This window comes from Streptomyces lasiicapitis (genome assembly GCF_014646335.1).
In the GTDB taxonomy this organism is placed as follows: domain Bacteria; phylum Actinomycetota; class Actinomycetes; order Streptomycetales; family Streptomycetaceae; genus Streptomyces; species Streptomyces lasiicapitis.
On record NZ_BMNG01000012.1, the window covers coordinates 100,608 to 120,011 of the forward strand.

Sequence of the window (19,404 nt, forward strand, 5' to 3'; positions counted from 1 at the left end):
GAGTCGGCACCCCCGCCCGGAAGCGCCACGCGGCGGGCGCACCTCACCCCGCGATCGAGTCCAACTGCTCCGCCGCCGGCCGCAGCGCCCAAAGGTCCCCGCCGGGCGGCGTCTCCAGCTTCGGCACCGCCGCCTTGGCGGTGGCCGAACCGGCGTCGGCGGCCGCGTGCACGATGTCGCTCGCCGCGAACCGGAAGAACTCCAGCTCGGGGTGCGGCCACTTCGCGGCGCCCGTCGCGGCGGGCAGCAGATAGTCCACGGCCTTGAACAGGCTCTGCCCGTCGGAGCCTTCGTACGCCCACAGGTTCACGCCGACCCGCTTGCCTATGTCGGCGAGGCGCGTGTACGCCACCAGGTCGAACGTCGAGTAGTGCCAGCTGCGGGTGCGGGTCAGCTCCTGCGGCTGGCTGCCGTCGGCGGCGATCTGCGGGTCGATGCGCTTGGCGCGGGCGTTCAGGACGGTCTTGCGGGCCAGCGCCTTGTCGCCGTTGGCGTACGCGAGGGCGGCGAGCTGCATGTCGTAGAAGGTGCCGTGGTTGTTCTTCGCGGCGGCCTCCTGTTTGCCGAAGTCGCTGTTCACCAGCCACTTCTGGAAGCTCTTGGTCCAGGACGTCATCTTCGTGCGGTCGGACTTCGTCCAGCCCGGCGCGCCCGCGCCGAGGAGGGCGATGGCGTCGACCACCGAGGTGTACGACTGCGAGAAGTCGATGATGCCGATGGCCCGGCCGTCGTACTTGCAGGGGATGAACTGCCCGTGGTCCAGGTTCGGGTTCATCCGGGTCGCCGGGTCGAGGAACCAGGTGCGCAGGACCTTCGCGGCGTGCTCGGCGTACTTCTTGTCGCCCGTGTAGTACCAGGCGAGGGACAGTTCGTACGTCGAGTCGAAGACGTTCTCCACGTCGCGCCGGTCGGTGCCGGTGTCGACCTCGGGGTTGCGCTCGCCGTCGCGCTGCTCGTACGGGCAGCCCCAGGGGTTGTCGGGGGTCTTGGGCTTGGTCGGCCACCAGTAGGGGGCCTGGCTCAGATAGTCGTGGGGGTCGCCGCCGGGCGCGGGCTTCGGCTTGTCGACGACCGTCCACGGGCCCTTGCCGAGCCACTTGTCGGCGCGGGCCGTCAAGTCCCCGAGGGCCCGGCGGAGTTGGGGGTCGCCCCGGTCGAGGCGCCGCTTGGCGTCGGCCAGGCGACTGCCGTCGAGGACGGCGGTGTCGGGGACCTTGGGCTTCGCGGCGGCCGCGAACTCCGGGGCCACCGGGGCCGCCGGTGCCGGTGCCGCCGGGACGGCCGTCACCAGGACGGCGGCGACGGCGGCCGTGGCGGTGAGCAGGGCGCCGATGCGCGTACGGGCACTCATCCCTCTCCCATCATCCGTGATTCAGATACGTGAACTCTGTTCAGTGATCTGGCCATGTCAACGTACCGGAAGAACGCCGGAAAGAAGCCACCCTTACGTCGCATTAACATGTCGACGCTGATCGTCGACATGACGACACGGCCCGTCCCTGCGACGACACCGCTCGTCCTCGCGCACAGAAAGCGAACTCACCATGGATCTCGGCGTGCGCTGGAGACTGCACGGGGACGGGCGCACCCCCGCGCCCGGAGCCGTCGTCCGCCCCGATGAACGGCTGTCCTGGCCCCGGACCTTCGGCCTCGGCGCCCAGCACGTGGTGGCGATGTTCGGGGCGTCGTTCGTCGCCCCGGTCCTGATGGGCCTCGACCCCAACCTCGCGATCATGATGTCGGGCGTCGCGACCGTCATCTTCCTGCTCGCCACGCGCGGCCGGGTGCCCAGTTACCTCGGCTGCTCGCTGTCCTTCGTGGGCGTGGCCGCGGTGATCCGGGCGCAGGGCGGGTCCAGCGCGACGGTGACGGGCGCGGTGTTCGTGGTCGGCGCGGCGCTGTTCCTGGTGGGGCTCGCGGTGCAGAAGTTCGGGGCGCGGATCATCCACGCCGCGATGCCGCCGATCGTCACGGGCGCGGTCGTGATGCTGATCGGCTTCAACCTGGCGCCGGTGACGGCCGCGACCTATTGGCCGCAGGACCAGTGGACGGCGCTGTCCGTGATGCTGTTCACCGGTTTGGCCGTGGTGTGCCTGCGCGGATTCTGGTCGCGTGTCGCGATCTTCCTGGGCCTGATCTTCGGCTACGCCCTGTCCTGGGTCCTCGACTCCGTCTTCGGCAAGATCCACTCGACGGACGCCGCCGGCAAGCTGACCGACCACTGGCGCCTTGACCTGTCGGCGGTCGGCCACGCGGACTGGATCGGCCTGCCGTCCTTCCACGCGCCGAGCTTCGAGTGGTCGGCGATCCTCGTGGCACTGCCCGTCGTGATCGCGCTGGTCGCGGAGAACGCGGGGCACGTCAAGGCCGTCGGCGAGATGACCGGCGACCCGCTCGACGACAAGCTCGGCACCGCGATCTCCGCGGACGGCGCCGCGTCCATGCTCTCCACCGCGGTCGGCGGCCCGCCCAACACGACGTACTCCGAGAACATCGGCGTGATGGCCGCGACCCGCGTCTACTCCACCGCGGCGTACTGGGCGGCGGCCGCCTTCGCCCTCCTCTTCGGCCTGTGCCCCAAGTTCGGCGCGGTCGTCGCCGCGATCCCCGGCGGTGTCCTCGGCGGCATCACGGTCATCCTGTACGGCATGATCGGCCTGCTCGGCGCGCAGATCTGGATCAACGCCGACGTGGACCTGCGCAATCCGCTGAACCTCGTCCCGGCCGCCGCGGGCATCATCATCGGCGTCGGCAACGTCTCCCTGGAGTTCACCGACACCTTCTCCCTGAGCGGCATCGCCCTGGGCACGATCGTCGTCATCACCGGCTACCACGTACTGCGGGCATTCGCCCCGCCCCACCTGAAGACCCAGGAACCCCTCCTGGACGCGGGAACGTCGAAGTACGACGACGAGCAGACGAGATAGCCGGCCCGGAGACAACCAGCCCGTCCGGCGCTTGAGGACGAGGCCGAAGGCCGAAAAGGGGGGAGGGGGGGCGAAGGCCCCATAGGCCCCTGGCCCAAGGCGTACAGTCCGCACAAGGCGCCCCGCCAGATCCCCCGTTTCGGGGAAACCTCAGCCAGCCGCCGCGCCGCCTCGGCCCCCGCCTGGGACCCTGCCCCCATGGGGCAGACCGAGGGGTTGGCCGACCGCACGCACGCGACGCGCGCAGCGGCCGCGGCGCGTGGAGTCGACGCGGTGGCGGCGCGGATGCGTGTCCTCGACGCCTCCTGGCCGCGCCGCGACGGCGTCGCCGTCTTCAACCGCGTGTATCTGGCGGTGACCCAGGAGGTCGGCCGCGGCGTCGCCGTCGGCCGGTTCCCGGACGCGCGGGCGGCTGTCACCCTCGACGTCCGGTTCGCCGAGCGCTACTTGGAGGCGGTGGAGGCGGCCACGGCGGACCGCCTCACGCCCGCGTGCTGGCGCCCCCTGTTCCAGCTCCGCCGCCACCCCGGCGTACGGGCCCTGCAGTTCGCGCTCGCCGGCATCAACGCGCACATCGGCCACGACCTGGCGCTCGCCGTCGTGGACACCTGCCACGGCCTCGGCTGCGAACCGGCCGACCTGGAGGACGAGTTCGACCGGGTCGGCGACATCCTCGTCTCCCTGGAGGAGCGCATCCGCGAGGACCTGATGCCGGGCCCGGACCTCTTCCAGGTCGCCGACCCGCTCACCCACCTGCTCGGCTCCTGGAGCCTGGACCGCGCCCGGGACGGCGCGTGGTCGGCGGCCCGCGTGCTGTGGGCGCTGCGGGACTTCCCGGGCGTGGCGGAGGAGTTGCGGGGGCGCCTGGACGACGCGGTGGGGCTCGTGGGACGGATGCTGCTCACACCGCTGCCGGACTGAGCAGCCTCAGTCCTCCGGCAGCTCCACCGGCGCGATCTCCTCGTACAGGTCGCCCGGCCCGGGGTTCGTCGCGTCCGTCGCGCCGCCCAGGTGGTGCATGACGCCCCACACGGCGTTCAGCGCGGTCGTCACGGCGCCCTCGGCCCAGCCGGCCGTCCAGGAGATGTCGTCGCCCGCGAGGAAGATGCCGCGCTTGTCCGCGGGCAGGTCGTCCTGCATGAAGTGCGTGAACAGGCGCCGCTGGTAGCGGTAGTGGCCCGGCAGGTTCGCCTTGAACGCGCCCATGAAGTAGGGCTCGTTCTCCCAGGACACGGTCACCGGGTTGCCGATGATGTGCTTGCGGATGTCGACCTTCGGATAGATCTCGCCGAGCGACTTGAGCATGACCTCCATGCGCTCGTTCGCCGACAGCGGCAGCCACTTGAGGCTGTCGTCGCACCAGGTGTAGGAGAGGCAGATGACGGCGGGCTTGTCCGGCCCGTCGTCGAGCAGGTAAGTCCCGCGCGTCATACGGTCGGTGAGGGTCATGGACATCACGTCACGACCCGTCTCCTCATCCTTGTCCAGCCAGAACGGCCGGTCCACCGGCACGAAGAGCTTCGAGCTCTCCATGTAGTGGGTCCGCTCCATCGCCGTCCAGTGGTCGATGGGGAACAGCGTGTCGTCGCACTCGATCTTCGAGAGCAGCATCCAGGACTGGGCGGTGAAGATCGCCGCCTGGTAGGTGCGGATGTCGCCCGACGCGTCCGTGACGGTGACACGGTTTCCGGCGGTGCGGTGCAGGCGCGTCACGGCGGGCTTCGGCGCGCCGCCCTCGTGCAGCGAGCTGAGCGACGTACCGAGCGCCCAGTGCACGATCTTCTGCGGCTCGCGGTCCCACAGGCGCAGCGGGAGCTGCTGGCTGCCGCCGACGATGCCGCGGTGGTGGTCGTCGGCCTCGGTGTAGACGACGCGCAGGATCTCCAGGATGGAGTTCGGGAAGTCGGTGTCCCAGCCGCCGGTGCCGAAGCCGACCTGGCCGAAGATCTCGCGGTGCCGGAAGGACTTGAACGCCTCGGACTCGCAGAGGAAGCCGTAGAAGGTCTGGTTGTCGAGCTTCTCGACGAGCTTCGCCCAGATCTCCCGGATCTTCGATACGTCGCGCTCGCGCAGGGCGCGGTTCATGTCGGAGAAGTCGGCGCCCTCCTCCAGACAGGCGTTCCAGGCGTTCATCACGTCGCGGTAGACCTGCGGGAGGTCGTCGACGGACGTCGCGTAGTGGGACTCGCCCTTGAGGTCGACGACCGTCGAAGGCGTCGACTCCGCGAGGGGGTTGGGGAAGGGCTGGGTCTTGAGGCCCACCAGGTCGATGTAGTGCTGCAGCGCCGTCGAGGACGGCGGGAACCGCATGGCGCCCATCTCGGCGGTCAGCGACGGATCGCAGCCCTCGAACCCGACGGTGCGAAGGCGCCCGCCGATCTGGTCGGCCTCGTACACGACGGGCTTGAGGCCCATCTTCATCAGTTCGTACGCGGCCACGATGCCCGAGAGCCCGCCGCCGATGACGGCGACCTCGGTGCCGTGCTCGGTCGCGGGTATCTGGCCGAGGCCCGCGGGGTGCGCGAGGAAATCGTCGTACGCGTAGGGGAAGTCCGGACCGAACATGGTGATGGGCGGCTGCGCGTCGGTGTGCTGGACGGCGTTGGGCACCGTGGACGTCATGAGGTACGGACTCCTTGCGGGAACGGCAGAACGGGGGAAGCAGAAGAGGAGGTGGGGAGGCTCGGACCCTCAGGTCAGGGACGCGTACAGGCCGGGGCGGCGGTCGCTCAGATAGGGGTTGGCCTCGCGGGACGCGGCCAGGAAGGCCGGGTCCGCGTCGGCGAACACCAGCTCCTCGCCGCGCCCGGCACGCGCGCGGGCGACACCGTCGGGCCCGGCGAGCGCGGAAAGGCCGACGAACTCGAACTCGCCCTCGGGGCCGACGCGGTTGACGTACGCCACGTACATCTGGTTCTCGAAGGCGCGCACCGGCACGACGGACTCGGCGACGAACTGGAAGGGGTGCATCTGCGCGGTCGGGACGAGCAGCAGGTCGGTGCCCGCGAGGGCGTGCGCGCGCACGTTCTCCGGGAACTCCACGTCGTAGCAGATCATCAGGCCGATCCGCATGCCGTCCAACTCGGCCTGGACGACGGTCTTTTCGCCGGGCGTGAAGTGATCGCGCTCGAAGCCGCCGAAGAGGTGGGTCTTGCGGTAGTTCGCGAGGCGGGCGCCGTCGGGGCCGATGAGCTGGACGGAGTTGAAGACCTTCCCCCACTCTCGGCTTCGCTCGAGCGGGAGGTGCCCCCCTCCGGCGCGCTCGGGGTAACCGTAGGCGACGGCGAGGCCGTGGCGTGCGGCGATGTCGGCGATCGCGTCCGCGGCCTCGCCGTCGGCGGGCTCGGCCAGGCGGGGCACGTCGTCGCCGATCGCGTAGCCCGTCAGGAACATCTCGGGCGTCACGAGCAGCCGGGCGCCCGCGGCGGCGGCGCGCTCCGCCGCTTCCTCGATGACCTTGAGGTTGGCGGCGACGGAGCCGGGACGCCCCGAGCTCTGGAGCAGGGCGGTGCGCAGCGGCGGCATGGCTGACCTCGGGGCGTGCGGAGGGACAGGAAGGGGCGAAAACGCGTCAGGGGTTCGCAAAGACGGTACGTTCCGCGGCCATGACCGGGCAAGGCGCGACCGTTGCACCCCTCTGGGCGATTTGTTGCGCGTGGGGCGGGGGCGGCAGCGATTCGTTGCGCGCCGTCCGGGGCCGGTCGTCGCGCGCGGTGCACGGCCGGGGTGGTGCGGGGGCTCAGCCTGTGAGGGCTCAGCCTGCGGGCGCATGCCCGGCGGCGGCTCCTCCCCCGCGCGGCGGAAGCACAGTGCAGACCTGGGCCGGACGCCCCGAAGGCCCCTGCCGCGGGATCGTTCTCTCACCCGGAAACGCCGGGTGACCAGCCTGAACGAAAGACGGAGGGCTTCCCGTGAGCCGTAACGCCTTCACCCGCAACCGCGCCTTCGCCGTGGGCGCCGCGCTCCTGATCACCGCGGGCGCGGCCGGAGTGGCCGTGGCGTCCGGGGAGGACGTCACGCACCCCGGCAAGCAGGTCGGCGGGCACGCGGCCGCCGAGCAGGCCGAGCCGCGTGAGCAGGCCGAGCCCCGCGAGGCGGCCGCGCTGACCGGCAAGGCCAAGCTGTTCCGCAAGACCACGGAGGACATCACCTTCACGTTCGACGCGCACCTGGCCAAGAAGGACGTCAAGCGCCCCGACAGGGCGACCGGCACCTTCAAGTTCGTGCACCTGGAGAAGCCGGGCGGCAAGGGCGGCTGGGCCAAGGGCCGCATCGACTGCCTGGTGACCGGCGGCAAGGTGGCGACGACGACCGGCATCATCACCGAGACCAACATCAAGAAGCTGAAGGGCAGCCGCGTCGGCTTCAGCGTCCACGACCAGGGCAGGAACGACCGCCTCGGCTACAGCTGGGCCGCGACAGGCGGCCCCGACGGCACGAAGAAGCTCACCAAGTGCAACAGCGCGGCCCCGTTCGAGAAGGTCAAGAAGGGCACGGGCGACTTCAACGTGGTCCCGTGGAAGGTTCCGTACCCCACGTCCTGACACACCAGGGTGCTGCCGCCCGGACGGGGGTCAGGCGGCAGCACCCTGAAGGCACCCCTTTAGGCGGGCGAGCCGGACGAGAAGCGCCGCATCAGCGGCGAGAGCACCAGCACGGACTTGGTCCGCTCCACGAACGGCTCCCCCGCGATCCGCTCAAGAACCCGCTCGAAGTGCCGCATGTCCTCGGCGAAAATCTGGACGATCGCGTCTGCCTCCCCGGTGACGGTGGAGGCGGACGCGATCTCCGGGTACCGCTCAAGACCCCGCTGAATCGCCTCCGGCGAGGTGTTGCGGCGACAGTAGATCTCGATGAACCCCTCGGTCTCCCAGCCGAGCGCGGCCGGATCGACGCGGACGGTGAACCCGGTGATCGCTCCGGTGGCCCGCAGCCGGTCCACGCGCCGCTTCACGGCGGGCGCGGACAGGCCGACGAGCTGGCCGATGTCGGCGTAGGAGCGGCGGGCGTCCTCGGCGAGGGCGTGCACGATGCGTTCGTCGAGATCGTTCAGTCGCACTGGGGGTCGTTCACTTCTCTGCGTGTCACTTCACTGCGGGGACCTCCGCGGCGGGCGGATCGGTCTCCAGGCGGGAGCGGCGCATCCCGTAAAGGAAGTAGAACACGAGCCCGACGACCATCCAGACACCGAACACCTTCCAGGTGGCCACGTCGAGGTTGTACATGTTGTAGGCGCAGAAGCCGAAGCCGAGCACCGGGAAGAGCCAGCCGAGCGGCACCCGGAAGGTGCGCGGCATGTCCGGGCGGGTGCGGCGCAGCACGATCACGGCGATGTTGACCAGGCCGAAGGCGAAGAGCGTACCGATGCTGGTGGCGTCGACGAGCTTGCCGAGCGGGATGACGGAGGCGAGGGCGCCGCAGAACAGCGACACGATGACCGTGTTCACGCGGGGCGTGCCGGTCTTGCCGCTGACCTTGGCGAAGGTCTTGGGGACGAGTCCGTCGCGGGACATCGCGAACAGCACGCGGGTCTGGCCGTAGAGGACGGTCAGGACGACGCTGGCGATGGAGATGACCGCGCCGGCCGCGAGCAGCGTGCCCCAGAAGCTCTGGCCGGTCACGTCGTTCATGATCGCGGTCAGGGAGGCCTCGGAGCCTTCGAACTCCTTCCAGTGCCAGGCGCCGACGGCGACGGCGGCGACCAGGACGTACAGCGCGGTGACGATGATCAGCGACAGCATGATCGCGCGCGGCAGGTCGCGCTGCGGGTTCTTGGCCTCCTCACCGGCGGTGGAGGCGGCGTCGAAGCCGATGTAGGAGAAGAACAGGCTCGCTCCGGCGGCGCTGACGCCGGCCACGCCGAGCGGCATGAAGTCGGCGTAGTTGCCGGACTTGAAGCCGGTGAAGCCGACGGCGCAGAACAGCACGAGGGCCACGATCTTCACGACGACCATGATCGTGTTGGCGCGCGCGGACTCCTTGGCACCGCCCAGCAGGAAGACCATGGCGAGCAGCACCACGATCAGGCCGGGCAGGTTGATGATGGCGCCGTCGACCTCGCCGGGCGCGGCGGAGAGCGCGTCCGGGATGGTGACGCCGATGGTGCCGTCGAGCAGCTCGTTCAGGTACTCGCCCCAGCCGACGGCGACGGCCGCGACGGACACGCCGTACTCCAGGACCAGGCACCAGCCGCACACCCAGGCGACGAGTTCGCCCATGGTTGCGTATGCGTACGAGTACGAGGAGCCGGCGACCGGTATCGAGCCGGCCAGCTCGGCGTACGACAGGGCGGAGAACAGGGCGGTGAGCCCGGCGAGGACGAAGGACACCGTCACCGCGGGACCGGCCTTGGGGACGCTCTCGCCGAGCACCACGAAGATGCCGGTGCCGAGCGTCGCACCGATGCTGATCATGGTCAGCTGCCACATGCCGAGGGTGCGCCGCAGCGAGCCGCCCTCACCTTGGCCGCCTTCCGCGACCAGGCGTTCCACCGGCTTGCGCCGCATCAGTCGAGTGCCAAGGCCCGCCGCGCCCTGGGGGCGTTGGCGGGACTGCGGGGGTGCGCCCTGATCGAGCACGCGCTGGCTCCTTCATCGCTGCCGGTCGAGGTGGCAGGGAGCCGCGGCAGTCCACACAGGAAACGGGAACCACCGAGCAGGCAGTCCCCGCCACGCCACGTACAGCGCATGACTCTATGAGGTGTCAGTTCCCGCCCGTAATGCAGCAACGTTGCGCATCCACACAAGATCGTTGCGTGCGACGGGGCTGAGCGCGTGTTCGTTGCGCCGTCCGTTTCGTCCGTTGCGTCGGGGAGGATTTGTCCCGGGTTGGACGGCGGCTCGCGAGAAGGGCTCCCGGGGCGGAAACGCGGACGGCCCCCGCGATCAACTCGCGGGGGCCGTCGGGGAGTTGGGGTGCCCTAACTCCAACTGGCGTGCAGGGGCTTGCCCTCGGCGTAACCGGCGGCGCTCTGGATGCCGACGGTCGCCTTCTCGGCGAACTCCGCGAGGGAGGCCGCGCCCGCGTAGGTGCAGGAGGAGCGGACGCCCGCGATGATCGAGTCGATCAGGTCCTCGACGCCGGGGCGGGCCGGGTCGAGGAACATCCGGGAGGTGGAGATGCCCTCCTCGAACAGCGCCTTGCGGGCGCGGTCGTAGGCCGACTCCTCGCTGGTGCGGTTGCGCACGGCGCGGGCCGATGCCATGCCGAAGGACTCCTTGTACGCACGTCCCTGCGCGTCGTGCTGGAGGTCGCCCGGGGACTCGTACGTCCCCGCGAACCAGGAGCCGATCATGACGTTCGACGCGCCGGCGGCCAGCGCCATGGCGACGTCGCGGGGGTGGCGGACACCGCCGTCGGCCCAGACGTGCTTGCCGAACTTCTTGGCCTCGGCGGCGCATTCGAGCACCGCGGAGAACTGCGGGCGGCCCACGCCCGTCATCATGCGCGTGGTGCACATGGCGCCGGGTCCGACGCCCACCTTGATGATGTCGGCGCCCGCCTCGATGAGGTCGCGCACGCCCTCGGCGGCGACGATGTTGCCGGCCACGATCGGGACCTGCGGGTCGAGCGCGCGCACGGCCTTGACCGCGGCGATCATCGACTCCTGGTGGCCGTGCGCGGTGTCCACGACGAGCGTGTCGACGCCCGCGTCGAGGAGCTGCTTGGCCTTGCCCGCCACGTCGCCGTTGATGCCGACGGCGGCGGCGATGCGGAGCTTGCCGTTCGCGTCCACGGCCGGGGTGTAGAGCGTCGCGCGCAGGGCGCCGGTGCGGGTGAGGATGCCGGCGAGGCGGCCGTCCTTGTCCACCGCGGGGGCGTAGCGGCGGTTGGCGCCGTCCAGCTTGTTGAAGGCGTCGATCGGGTCGATGTCCGCGTCGAGCAGCAGCAGGTCCTTGGACATGACCTCGGAGAGCTGCGTGAAGCGGTCGACGCCGGTCAGGTCGGTGTCCGTGACGACGCCGACGGGCCTGCGGTCGGCGTCCACGACGACGCCCGCGTTGTGGGCGCGCTTGGGCAGCAGCGCGAGGGCGTCCGCGACGGTCTGCGCGGGGTCCAGGACGATCGGGGTGTCCAGCACGTGGTGACGCGTCTTCACCCAGGAGATCACGTCCGTGACCACCTCGATCGGGATGTCCTGCGGAATGACGACGAGACCGCCGCGGCGGGCGAGGGTCTCGGCCATGCGGCGGCCCGCGATCGCGGTCATGTTGGCGACGACCAGCGGGATCGTCGTGCCCGTGCCGTCCGGGGACGAGAGGTCGACGCCCTGGCGCGAGCCCACGGCGGAGCGCCTCGGCACCATGAAGACGTCGTCGTACGTCAGGTCGTACGCGGGCTGGATGTCGTTGAGGAAACGCACGTGCTGCTCATCCCAGTCGTTCAGAGGTGGCCCCCGAACAGGACAGCCGGGGGAAAGCACGTACTTCATTGTCCCATGCCGCGGGGATCGCGCCGCCTGGGACGATCCCCCAGACGGCCCGCGAAGCCCCTGGTCGGATCCTCCAAGCGCGCGTCCGGGCCACGGTCCGGGCCACGGGACTCCGGCGGTGGCTCAGCCCGTCGGGGGCTCCACCACGAGCACGACCTCCAGGCCCTGCTCCCGGCCCCGCCAGTACGCGACCGCGTCGGCGAACACGTCCTGCGCGACGCCCCAGTCGCCCGGTGCCTGATCGGCGTACTCCCGCCACCCGGAGACGACGAGAAGCCGCCCCCGCTCCCCCGGCGCCCAGGACAGGTCGGAGAGGCAGTCGGCGAGCGCGTCCCAGTTGCGCCCGAACCAGTCGGGCAGGGTCAGCGCCGTGGCGCACCGGTCCAGGAAGGCGGCCTTGTCGCGCACGCCGCTCAGGTCGAGCGGGAGCGTGGCCCAGCCGCCGCCACGCACGGCGTCGAGCACGGGCGCGAGGGGGCCGCCCTCGGGTACCTGATCCGCACTGTCAGCCGTCGTCACGGCGTCGCCTCCCTCACTTCGGTACCGCTCCGAACGGCCCTCATCTCAGCACCGCCCTGAACGACGCGTAATGGTCGTCCGTGTAGTACGTCTCTCCCTCGCGGCCGGTCACGATGCGCCGGGCCCCGCGGTCGCGCTCTCCTGGCGTGCGGACGGTGTACTCGCGGTAGTAGCCGCGGGCCTCGCGCGGCAGCTCGCCCTCGAAGTTGCCGAAGACGCTGCCGTCCTTGCCGTACGGGAAGGGCCCGCCCTTGTCGATGAGGCGCAGCGTCCGCCGTGCCTCGGCGGGCAGCCGGGCGGCCTCGACGGTGTCCATGCCGCGGGCCCACGCGGGCGTAGACGCCGTGTCGCCCGTGGCGCTCTGCCGTTCCGTGCCGCAGCCGGTCACCAGGACGACGAGACAGAGGAGGAGCGCGCTCAGCGGACGGCCCAGGGACCGGAGGATCATGCGCCCGATGCTGTCAGCTTCCGCGCACCGGCGCGCGCCGGCGTCCGCACCGACGTCCACGCGCCGGTCACCACCCCCACGGTGAGCAGCCCCACCGCCCAAGGCCCCCCAGCACCCCCGTGCCCCCTGCCCTCGCCCCGAGCCCTACTCTCCGTCCGGGTCCGCCCGGTCCAGCGCGGGCCGCGGCGCAGACCCGGCGACCAGGAGCTGGTCCGCCGCGGCCGTGTCCGTGACCAGGCTCGTGACCAGGCCGGACCGCAGCACCGCGTCGATCGCGGCGGCCTTGCGCTGGCCCCCGGCGATGGCGACGACCTCGGGGATGCGGCGGAGCCGGTCCGCCTCGACGGTGATGCACCGCTCGCCCAGGTCCCGCCCGACCCGGCGGCCCTCCGCGTCGAAGAGGTGCGCCGACATCTCCGCGGCGACGCCGAGCGAGGCGTAGTGCGCGCGCTCCTCGTCGGTGAGCATGTCGTGGACCGTGGAGATGCCCGGCTCCCAGGAGCCGATGGACACGGCGGCGACGGTGACCTTGTCGAAGTACTCGAAGGCCCGCGCGATGCCGGTCTGGTGGCGCAGCGCGGTGGCGGTCGCCGCGTCCGGCAGGAGCATCGGCGCGTAGATCGGGTGGGCGTCGCCCCCGGAGACCTGCGCGGCCCGCCGGACTGCCTCGACCGAGCCGCGCTCAGCCGTCCCGGCGTCGTACACGCCCGTGAGCTGCACGACCGTGCACGGCGGCAGCACATCGAGCGCGGCCGCCATGTGGATGGTGGAGCGCCCCCAGGCGAGGCCGAGCACATCGCCCTCGTTGACCAGCTCGCCGAGGAGCCCGGCCGCGACCTCTCCGAGGTTCTCCGGGTCGGGCGAATCCTCGATGTCCTCCGTGGCCGCCGGGGACTCCACGACGACGGCGTGCCGCAGGCCGTAGCGGGCGCGCAGCGCGTCGGAGCGCTCGGCGTCCAGTTCCGCGGGCACACGGATCTCGATTCGTACAAGGTCACGTTCAAGAGCGGTCTCCAGGACCCGCGCCACCTTGAAGCGGCTGACGCCGAACTCCTCGGCAATCTGGATCTTGGACTTGCCCTCGAGGTAGAAGCGGCGGGCCATGGCCGCCGCCTGCACCAGCTCCGCGGGGCCCATCCGCATGGCTGACCGACCCGCCGACATGGCCGACACGGCGCTCTCCTCACTGCTGTTCACAACATTCGTACACCTGGATTCGCTGTTCATCCTTGCAGATCCGGCGTACCTGATCAGCCCTGATGGGCCGCGTTCACGTTCCCGTGGCCAAGCCGTCGGCCGCGCGGCGGCTTTGTCGTGCCCGTTGTACGGCTCAGTGGCGGCACGCCCACCCGGCGGACGCCGTGGCCGACTCGGCCTGAGTGCGCAGTGCACGTACCGCCTCCGCCGGGTCGTCCGCCCCGTACACCGCCGATCCGGCGACGAAGACGTCGGCGCCGGCCTCGGCGCAGCGCTCGATGGTGGAGGGCGAGACCCCGCCGTCGATCTGGAGCCAGACCTCGAGACCGTGCTTGCTGATGAGCTCACGGGTGCGGCGGATCTTGGGAAGCATGATGTCGAGGAAGGACTGGCCGCCGAAGCCGGGCTCGACGGTCATGATCAGGAGCATGTCCAGCTCGGGCAGCAGGTCCTCGTACGGCTCGATGGGCGTGGCCGGTTTCAGGGCCATGGAGGCGCGGGCGCCCTTCGCGCGGATCTCGCGCGCGAGCCGCACGGGCGCCGCGGCCGCCTCGACGTGGAACGTGACCGAACCCGCGCCCGCTTCGACGTACTGCGGGGCCCAGCGATCGGGGTCCTCAATCATCAGATGGCAGTCCAGGGGCGTGTCCGTCGCCCGTGCCAGAGACTCTACGACCGGCACCCCCAGGGTGAGGTTCGGTACGAAGTGGTTGTCCATGACGTCGACATGGAGCCAATCTGCGCCCTGAACGGCCCGCGCCTCGTCAGCGAGGCGGGCGAAGTCGGCGGAGAGGATGCTGGGGTTGATCTGCGCGGCCATGCCCCAAGCCTGCCATGCCCGGCGGTGGTTGCCCGCCGCGGTCCCGCCAAGGTCACGAAGGGGCGCGTACGGGGTGTGAAAGCGACCTCCCCCGGCCCGCGCACCGCGTGCCATGCTGTCCGTCCACCGGCAGCGCGTGGGGCGGCAGGGGGACAGCCATGCCCAGTACTCCCAGAGTTCGGTCTGGTACTCGCTCGGACGGGAACGCGAACGGGAAGGGCCCTGCACGCCAGGGAGTGGCCTGGCTGGTCTGCGGGCCACGCACGAAGTGGCTGGTGCTCCTGTTCTGGCTGGTGGCCCTGGTCGTGGCCGCGCCGCTCGCGTCGAAGCTCGCGGACCAGCAGGACAACACCGCCTCGTCCTGGGTGCCGCGGTCCGCGGAGTCCACCCGGGTCCTGAACACCTCCGACGGGTTCCGGCCCGAGACCATGCCGATGGTGATCCTGTTCGCCCGCGAGGACGGCCCGCTCACCGACAAGGACCGGGCGCGGATCGCGGACGGCGTCAGCGAGATCAAGCAGTTGCGTTCGCACTTCATCCGCGGCGACGAGACGCGCGGCCCGGCCTTCGACAAGTCCGGCGCCAACGCGCGGGCGGCGCAGGTGTATGTGCCGCTCACGATGGACAACGACCTCTGGAACGACCTGCCGGACGCCGTCGACGACGTCAAGGACAAGGTGGGCGAGGGCAGTGACGGCCTGGAGGTGTACGTCACCGGGCCCGCGGGCGTCTCGGCCGACCTCTCCGAGGCGTTCGCCGAGATCGACTCGACGCTGCTGCTCACGGCGGGCGCGGTCGTCGTGGTGGCCCTGCTGATCACGTACCGCAGCCCTGTCCTGCTCTTCATCCCCCTGATCTCCGCGTTCGTGTCGCTGTACGGCGCGCAGGCGCTGATCTATCTGCTGGCCGAGCACGCGGGCCTGACCGTCAACGGCCAGAGCGCGGGCATCCTCACCGTCCTCGTCTTCGGCGCGGGCACGGACTACGCCCTGCTGCTCGTCGCCCGCTACCGGGAAGAGCTGCGCCGGCACGAGGACCGGCACGAGGCGATGGCGCTCGCCCTGCACCGCGCGGGGCCCGCCGTGCTCGCGTCCGGCGCGACCGTCGTCCTGAGCATGCTGGTGCTGCTCGCGTCCGAGATGAACTCCACGCGCGGGCTCGGCCCGGTCGCGGCGATCGGCGTGGCGGTCGCGGTGCTCGCGATGCTGTCGCTGTTCCCCGCACTGCTCGTGATCTTCGGGCGCTGGCTGTTCTGGCCGGTGGTCCCGCACCACGGCAGCGCCGACCCCGCCGAGCAGGGCGTGTGGGCGCGGATGGGCCGCCGGATCGCCGGGCGGCCGCGGAAGACCTGGATCGTCACCTCGCTGGCGCTCGCGGCCCTCGCCCTCGGCCTGCTCCAGTTGCGCGCGGCCGGGGTCAGCAACGAGGACTCCTTCATCAACAAACCGGACTCCGTGACGGGTCAGAAGGTCAAGGCCGACTACTTCCCCGCGGGCAGCGGCGACCCGATGGTCGTCATCGCGGACAAGGACCGGGCCGAGGACGTCAGCCGCGCCGTCCAGGGCACCCGGGGCGTGCAGGAGGGCAGCGTCGGCGTACCGCCGGGGACGAAGGCCGAACACGACGGCAAGGTGCTGTTCGAGGCGACCCTCACCGATCCGGCCGACGGCAAGAAGGCCAAGGACACCGTGGAGCGGGTCCGTGACGCCGTGCACGACGTGCCGGGCGCGGACGCCCACGTCGGCGGCGGCACGGCGACGCTGCTCGACATGGACAAGGCGACCATCCGTGACGACAAGCTCATCATCCCGCTCGTCCTGCTGGTCGTGCTGCTCATCCTGGGCGCCCTGCTGCGCGCGGTCGTCGCCCCGCTGCTGCTGATCGGGACGGTCATCCTGTCGTTCTCGGCGGCCCTCGGCATCAGCGCGCTCGTGTTCCGCCACGTCTTCGACTTCCCCGGCGAATCCACGGACTTCCCGCTGTTCGTGTTCGTCTTCCTGGTGACGCTGGGCATCGACTACAACATCTTCCTGACGACCCGCATCCGCGAGGAGGCGGCCCGTCAGGGCACCCGCCCCGGTGTCCTGACGGGCCTCTCCGCGACCGGCGCCGTGATCACCTCGGCGGGCCTGGTCCTCGCGGGCACCTTCGCCGCCCTCAGCACGATCCCGATGGTCGCCTTCGTCGAGATCGGCTTCGCAGTCGCACTCGGCGTGCTCCTGGACACCTTCATCGTCCGCTCGGTCCTGGTCACGTCCCTGTTCCTGGACGTGGGCCCGAAGGTGTGGTGGCCGAGCAAGCTGGCGCACGAGACCGACGCTCGTACTTCAAGCCCGCCCGGCGATCGAGGACGAGCCGAGAAGCGGTGACTCACCCCGTACGCCGGATGACCGCCAGATACATCGCGTCCGTACCGTGCACATGCGGCCACAGCTGCACATCGGGCCCGTCCCCGAGCGCCGGCACCCCGGGCATCAACGCGCGGGCGTCCACCAGCTCCGCGGCACCCCACTGCTTGAGCACGTCGTCGACGACGGCGCGGGTCTCGGCGAGGTGCGGGGAGCACGTGGCGTATCCGACGACGCCGCCGACCCGCACGGACTCCAACGCCGTGCGCAACAGCCCACGTTGCAGCGGGGCGAAGCCCTCCAGGTCCTCCGGCCGGCGCCGCCACCGCGCCTCCGGCCGCCGCCGCAGGGCGCCGAGTCCCGTGCACGGCACGTCCATCAGCACCCGGTCGAAGGTCCCGGGCTGCCACGGCGGCCGGGTCCCGTCGGCGGCGACGACCTGGTAGGGGCCGGGGTTTCCCGCGAGGGCCTGGCTCACGAGGCGGGCCCGGTGCGGCTGCTTCTCGGCGGCGAGGAGCACGGCGCCGCGCTCGGCGGCGAGACCGGCGAGCATGGCGGCCTTGCCGCCGGGGCCCGCGCAGCCGTCGAGCCACTTCTCGTCGCGTCCTTCGAGCGGCGCGTTCGCGAGTGCGATCGCCACCAACTGGCTTCCCTCGTCCTGGACTCCGGCCCGCCCCTCGCGCACCGGCTCCAGTGATCCCGGTTCGCCGCCCTCGCTGAGCCGAACGGCGTACGGCGACCAGCGCCCCGGAAGCACCGAATCCGCGTCCAGCGAGTCGAGCAGCTCGTCGGCGGTGGACCGACCCGGCCGCGCCACCAGCGTGACCTCGGGCCGCTCGTTGTCGGCTTCGAGCAGGTCCTCGATCCCGGCGCGGCCGCCGCCGAGGGAGTCCCACAGCGCGGAGACGACCCAGCGCGGATGCGAGTGCACGACCGCGAGATGGTCCTCGGGGTCCTCGTCGTAGGGCGGCGCGACCTTCTCCAGCCAGCCGTCGAGATCGTCCCGCGCCACCTTCCGCAGCACCGCGTTCACGAACTTGGCCCGCCCGTCGCCGAGCACGACCCGCGCCAGCTCCACGGACGCGGACACGGCGGCGTGCGACGGGATGCGGGTGCCGAGCAGCTGGTGGACGCCCAGGTTCAGTACGTCGAGGACGGGCGGGTCGACCTCGCGCAGCGGCCGGTCGATGCAGGCGGCGACGATCGCGTCGTACGTCCCCTGCCTGCGCAGCGTCCCGTACACCAGCTCCGTCGCGAACGCCGCGTCCCGCGCGTCGAACTGCTCGGGGCCCTCCTTCTCGCGCGCCTTGCGCAGCAGCGGCGGCAGCACGAGGTTCGCGTACGCGTCGCGCTCGTCGACGGCCCGCAGCGCCTCGAAGGCGAGGAAGCGGACGGGGTCCTTCTGCGGGCGGCGGTAGGGCTTGCCGGACTTCCCCTGGGGTCCGGACTTGCCCTGGGTACGCGGTCGCCGGCTCGGCTGGTCGTTCAAAGGTGCTCCGCTGCTGGTGATGGGGCGAACCGAACCAGCGTACGTCGCCCGCGCGCTACGCGCCGAGCCGCTCCCCGGAGGTGATCCGCGCCCCGCGCGCCCAGTCGGCGGCGGCCATCGGCTTCTTGCCCTGCGCCTGCACCCATAGCAGTTCCACGGCGTACGAACCCGTGCCGACGTACAGGTTCTTCTTCCCGGCGGCGATCTCACCGGGCGCGAGGTCGGTGCGGTCCGGCACCGGCGTGGCCTGGATCAACTTCAGGCGCTCGCCGCGGAAGACGGTCCACGCGCCGGGCGCGGGCGTGCAGCCGCGGACCACCCGGTCCACCCGCAGCGCGGGCGCCGACCAGTCGATGTGCGCGTTCTCGACGGTGATCTTCGGCGCGACGCTGACACCGTCGCCCGGCTGCGGCACGGCGCTCAGGGAGCCGTCCTCGATGCCGTCCATGGTCGCGGCCAGCAGCCCGGCCCCCGCGAACGCGAGCCGCGTCAGCAGGTCGCCGCTGGTGTCCGTGGACCGGACCTCCTCGGTGACCGTGCCGTACACCGGGCCGGAGTCCAGGCCCTCCTCGATCAGGAAGGTGGAGGCGCCGGTGATCTCGTCCCCCGCCATGATCGCGTGCTGCACGGGCGCGGCACCGCGCCAGGCGGGCAGCAGCGAGAAGTGCAGGTTCACCCAGCCACGGGCCGGGATCTCCAGGGCGGACTTCGGAAGCAGCGCGCCGTACGCCACCACCGGGCAGCAGTCCGGCGCGATCTCCCGCAGCCTCGCCTGGAACTCCGCGTCGCGCGGCTTGGCGGGCTTCAGCACCTCGATCCCGGCCTCCTCCGCACGCTGGGCCACCGGGCTCGCGACCAGCCTGCGGCCGCGGCCCGCGGGGGCGTCCGGGCGGGTCACGACGGCGGCCACCTCGTGCCTGCCGGAGGCGATCAGGGCGTCCAGGGCGGGGACGGCGACCTCGGGGGTGCCTGCGAAGACCAGCTTCACTGGGTAGTACTCCGGTTCTCTGGCGGACGGCGACGCACCAGTCTATGGGCCCCGCCCCGAGGATTCCCCGGAGGTTTCCCGGGGGCGTACGCATGGCTGTGCGCCCTGCGCATATGCGCATACGCCCCTGGACCGTGACCCCTCACGACGTAGCGCGTTGGTCAAGAAAAAGTTGACCACAACGGGCCGCACACGCGGCCCGCTCCTCATTGCACAGGACCGCCCACCCCCACACCG

Annotated in this window: 16 protein-coding genes; 4 read left to right on the forward strand and 12 right to left on the reverse strand. The window is 71.3% G+C overall.

The window, feature by feature from the left end:
- Nucleotides 1-43 precede the first annotated feature (43 nt).
- Complete coding sequence (locus tag IEY91_RS25845) at nt 44-1,351, reverse strand: alginate lyase family protein (protein WP_189175882.1); 1,308 nt, start codon at nt 1,349-1,351, stop codon at nt 44-46.
- Between the two features lie 193 nt (nt 1,352-1,544).
- Here IEY91_RS25845 and IEY91_RS25850 point away from each other — a divergent pair, with 193 nt between their 5' ends.
- Both IEY91_RS25850 and IEY91_RS25855 read left to right on the forward strand, forming a co-directional pair.
- Nucleotides 1,545-2,927 (forward strand): uracil-xanthine permease family protein, encoded by a 1,383-nt coding sequence (locus tag IEY91_RS25850; protein WP_189175883.1) that lies wholly within the window; start codon nt 1,545-1,547, stop codon nt 2,925-2,927.
- 198 nt (nt 2,928-3,125) lie between these two features.
- The gene (locus tag IEY91_RS25855; protein ID WP_268240911.1) at nt 3,126-3,848 is read left to right on the forward strand and encodes a DUF5995 family protein; all 723 of its coding nucleotides are present in this window, start codon (nt 3,126-3,128) and stop codon (nt 3,846-3,848) included.
- A gap of 6 nt (nt 3,849-3,854) precedes the next feature.
- Here the strand turns inward: IEY91_RS25855 and IEY91_RS25860 are convergent, their stop codons facing one another.
- Both IEY91_RS25860 and IEY91_RS25865 read right to left on the reverse strand, forming a co-directional pair.
- Nucleotides 3,855-5,549 carry a flavin monoamine oxidase family protein gene (locus IEY91_RS25860; RefSeq protein WP_189175884.1) on the reverse strand — a complete coding sequence of 565 codons (1,695 nt, stop codon included), beginning with the start codon at nt 5,547-5,549 and terminating at the stop codon, nt 3,855-3,857.
- Between the two features lie 69 nt (nt 5,550-5,618).
- A complete protein-coding gene (locus IEY91_RS25865; protein ID WP_189175885.1) occupies nt 5,619-6,452 on the reverse strand; it encodes a carbon-nitrogen hydrolase family protein in 834 nt (277 codons plus the stop codon).
- Nucleotides 6,453-6,838: 386 nt separating this feature from the next.
- Here IEY91_RS25865 and IEY91_RS25870 point away from each other — a divergent pair, with 386 nt between their 5' ends.
- Nucleotides 6,839-7,471 (forward strand): Repetin, encoded by a 633-nt coding sequence (locus IEY91_RS25870; RefSeq protein WP_189175886.1) that lies wholly within the window; start codon nt 6,839-6,841, stop codon nt 7,469-7,471.
- A 59-nt stretch (nt 7,472-7,530) separates the two neighbouring features.
- Here the strand turns inward: IEY91_RS25870 and IEY91_RS25875 are convergent, their stop codons facing one another.
- From IEY91_RS25875 to rpe, 7 genes are all read right to left on the reverse strand, one after another.
- Nucleotides 7,531-7,986: an Lrp/AsnC family transcriptional regulator gene (locus tag IEY91_RS25875; protein ID WP_164326442.1), complete on the reverse strand. Its 456-nt coding sequence runs from the start codon at nt 7,984-7,986 to the stop codon at nt 7,531-7,533.
- A gap of 25 nt (nt 7,987-8,011) precedes the next feature.
- The gene (locus IEY91_RS25880; protein WP_164326441.1) at nt 8,012-9,505 is read right to left on the reverse strand and encodes an amino acid permease; all 1,494 of its coding nucleotides are present in this window, start codon (nt 9,503-9,505) and stop codon (nt 8,012-8,014) included.
- Between the two features lie 341 nt (nt 9,506-9,846).
- Nucleotides 9,847-11,289, reverse strand: coding sequence for a GuaB1 family IMP dehydrogenase-related protein (locus IEY91_RS25885; RefSeq protein WP_164326440.1), 1,443 nt, complete (start codon nt 11,287-11,289; stop codon nt 9,847-9,849).
- A 192-nt stretch (nt 11,290-11,481) separates the two neighbouring features.
- Nucleotides 11,482-11,877, reverse strand: a complete 396-nt coding sequence (locus IEY91_RS25890) for a barstar family protein (RefSeq protein ID WP_164326439.1) — start codon at nt 11,875-11,877, stop codon at nt 11,482-11,484.
- 40 nt (nt 11,878-11,917) lie between these two features.
- A complete protein-coding gene (locus IEY91_RS25895; RefSeq protein ID WP_189175887.1) occupies nt 11,918-12,325 on the reverse strand; it encodes a guanyl-specific ribonuclease in 408 nt (135 codons plus the stop codon).
- A gap of 144 nt (nt 12,326-12,469) precedes the next feature.
- Entirely contained in the window at nt 12,470-13,522 is a 1,053-nt protein-coding gene (locus IEY91_RS25900) for a sugar-binding transcriptional regulator (RefSeq protein WP_164326437.1), read from the reverse strand.
- A 133-nt stretch (nt 13,523-13,655) separates the two neighbouring features.
- Nucleotides 13,656-14,342 carry a ribulose-phosphate 3-epimerase gene (gene rpe, locus IEY91_RS25905; protein ID WP_164326436.1) on the reverse strand — a complete coding sequence of 229 codons (687 nt, stop codon included), beginning with the start codon at nt 14,340-14,342 and terminating at the stop codon, nt 13,656-13,658.
- A gap of 236 nt (nt 14,343-14,578) precedes the next feature.
- On the opposite strand from rpe, the gene IEY91_RS25910 reads away from it, so the two are divergent.
- The gene (locus IEY91_RS25910; protein ID WP_229697232.1) at nt 14,579-16,711 is read left to right on the forward strand and encodes an MMPL family transporter; all 2,133 of its coding nucleotides are present in this window, start codon (nt 14,579-14,581) and stop codon (nt 16,709-16,711) included.
- A gap of 1 nt (nt 16,712) precedes the next feature.
- Here IEY91_RS25910 and IEY91_RS25915 read toward each other — a convergent pair whose 3' ends face one another.
- On the reverse strand, nt 16,713-18,179 hold the full coding sequence (locus tag IEY91_RS25915; protein ID WP_189175889.1) for an RsmB/NOP family class I SAM-dependent RNA methyltransferase: 1,467 nt from the start codon (nt 18,177-18,179) through the stop codon (nt 16,713-16,715).
- 55 nt (nt 18,180-18,234) lie between these two features.
- Nucleotides 18,235-19,167 (reverse strand): methionyl-tRNA formyltransferase, encoded by a 933-nt coding sequence (gene fmt, locus IEY91_RS25920; protein ID WP_164326433.1) that lies wholly within the window; start codon nt 19,165-19,167, stop codon nt 18,235-18,237.
- Nucleotides 19,168-19,404: the final 237 nt, after the last annotated feature.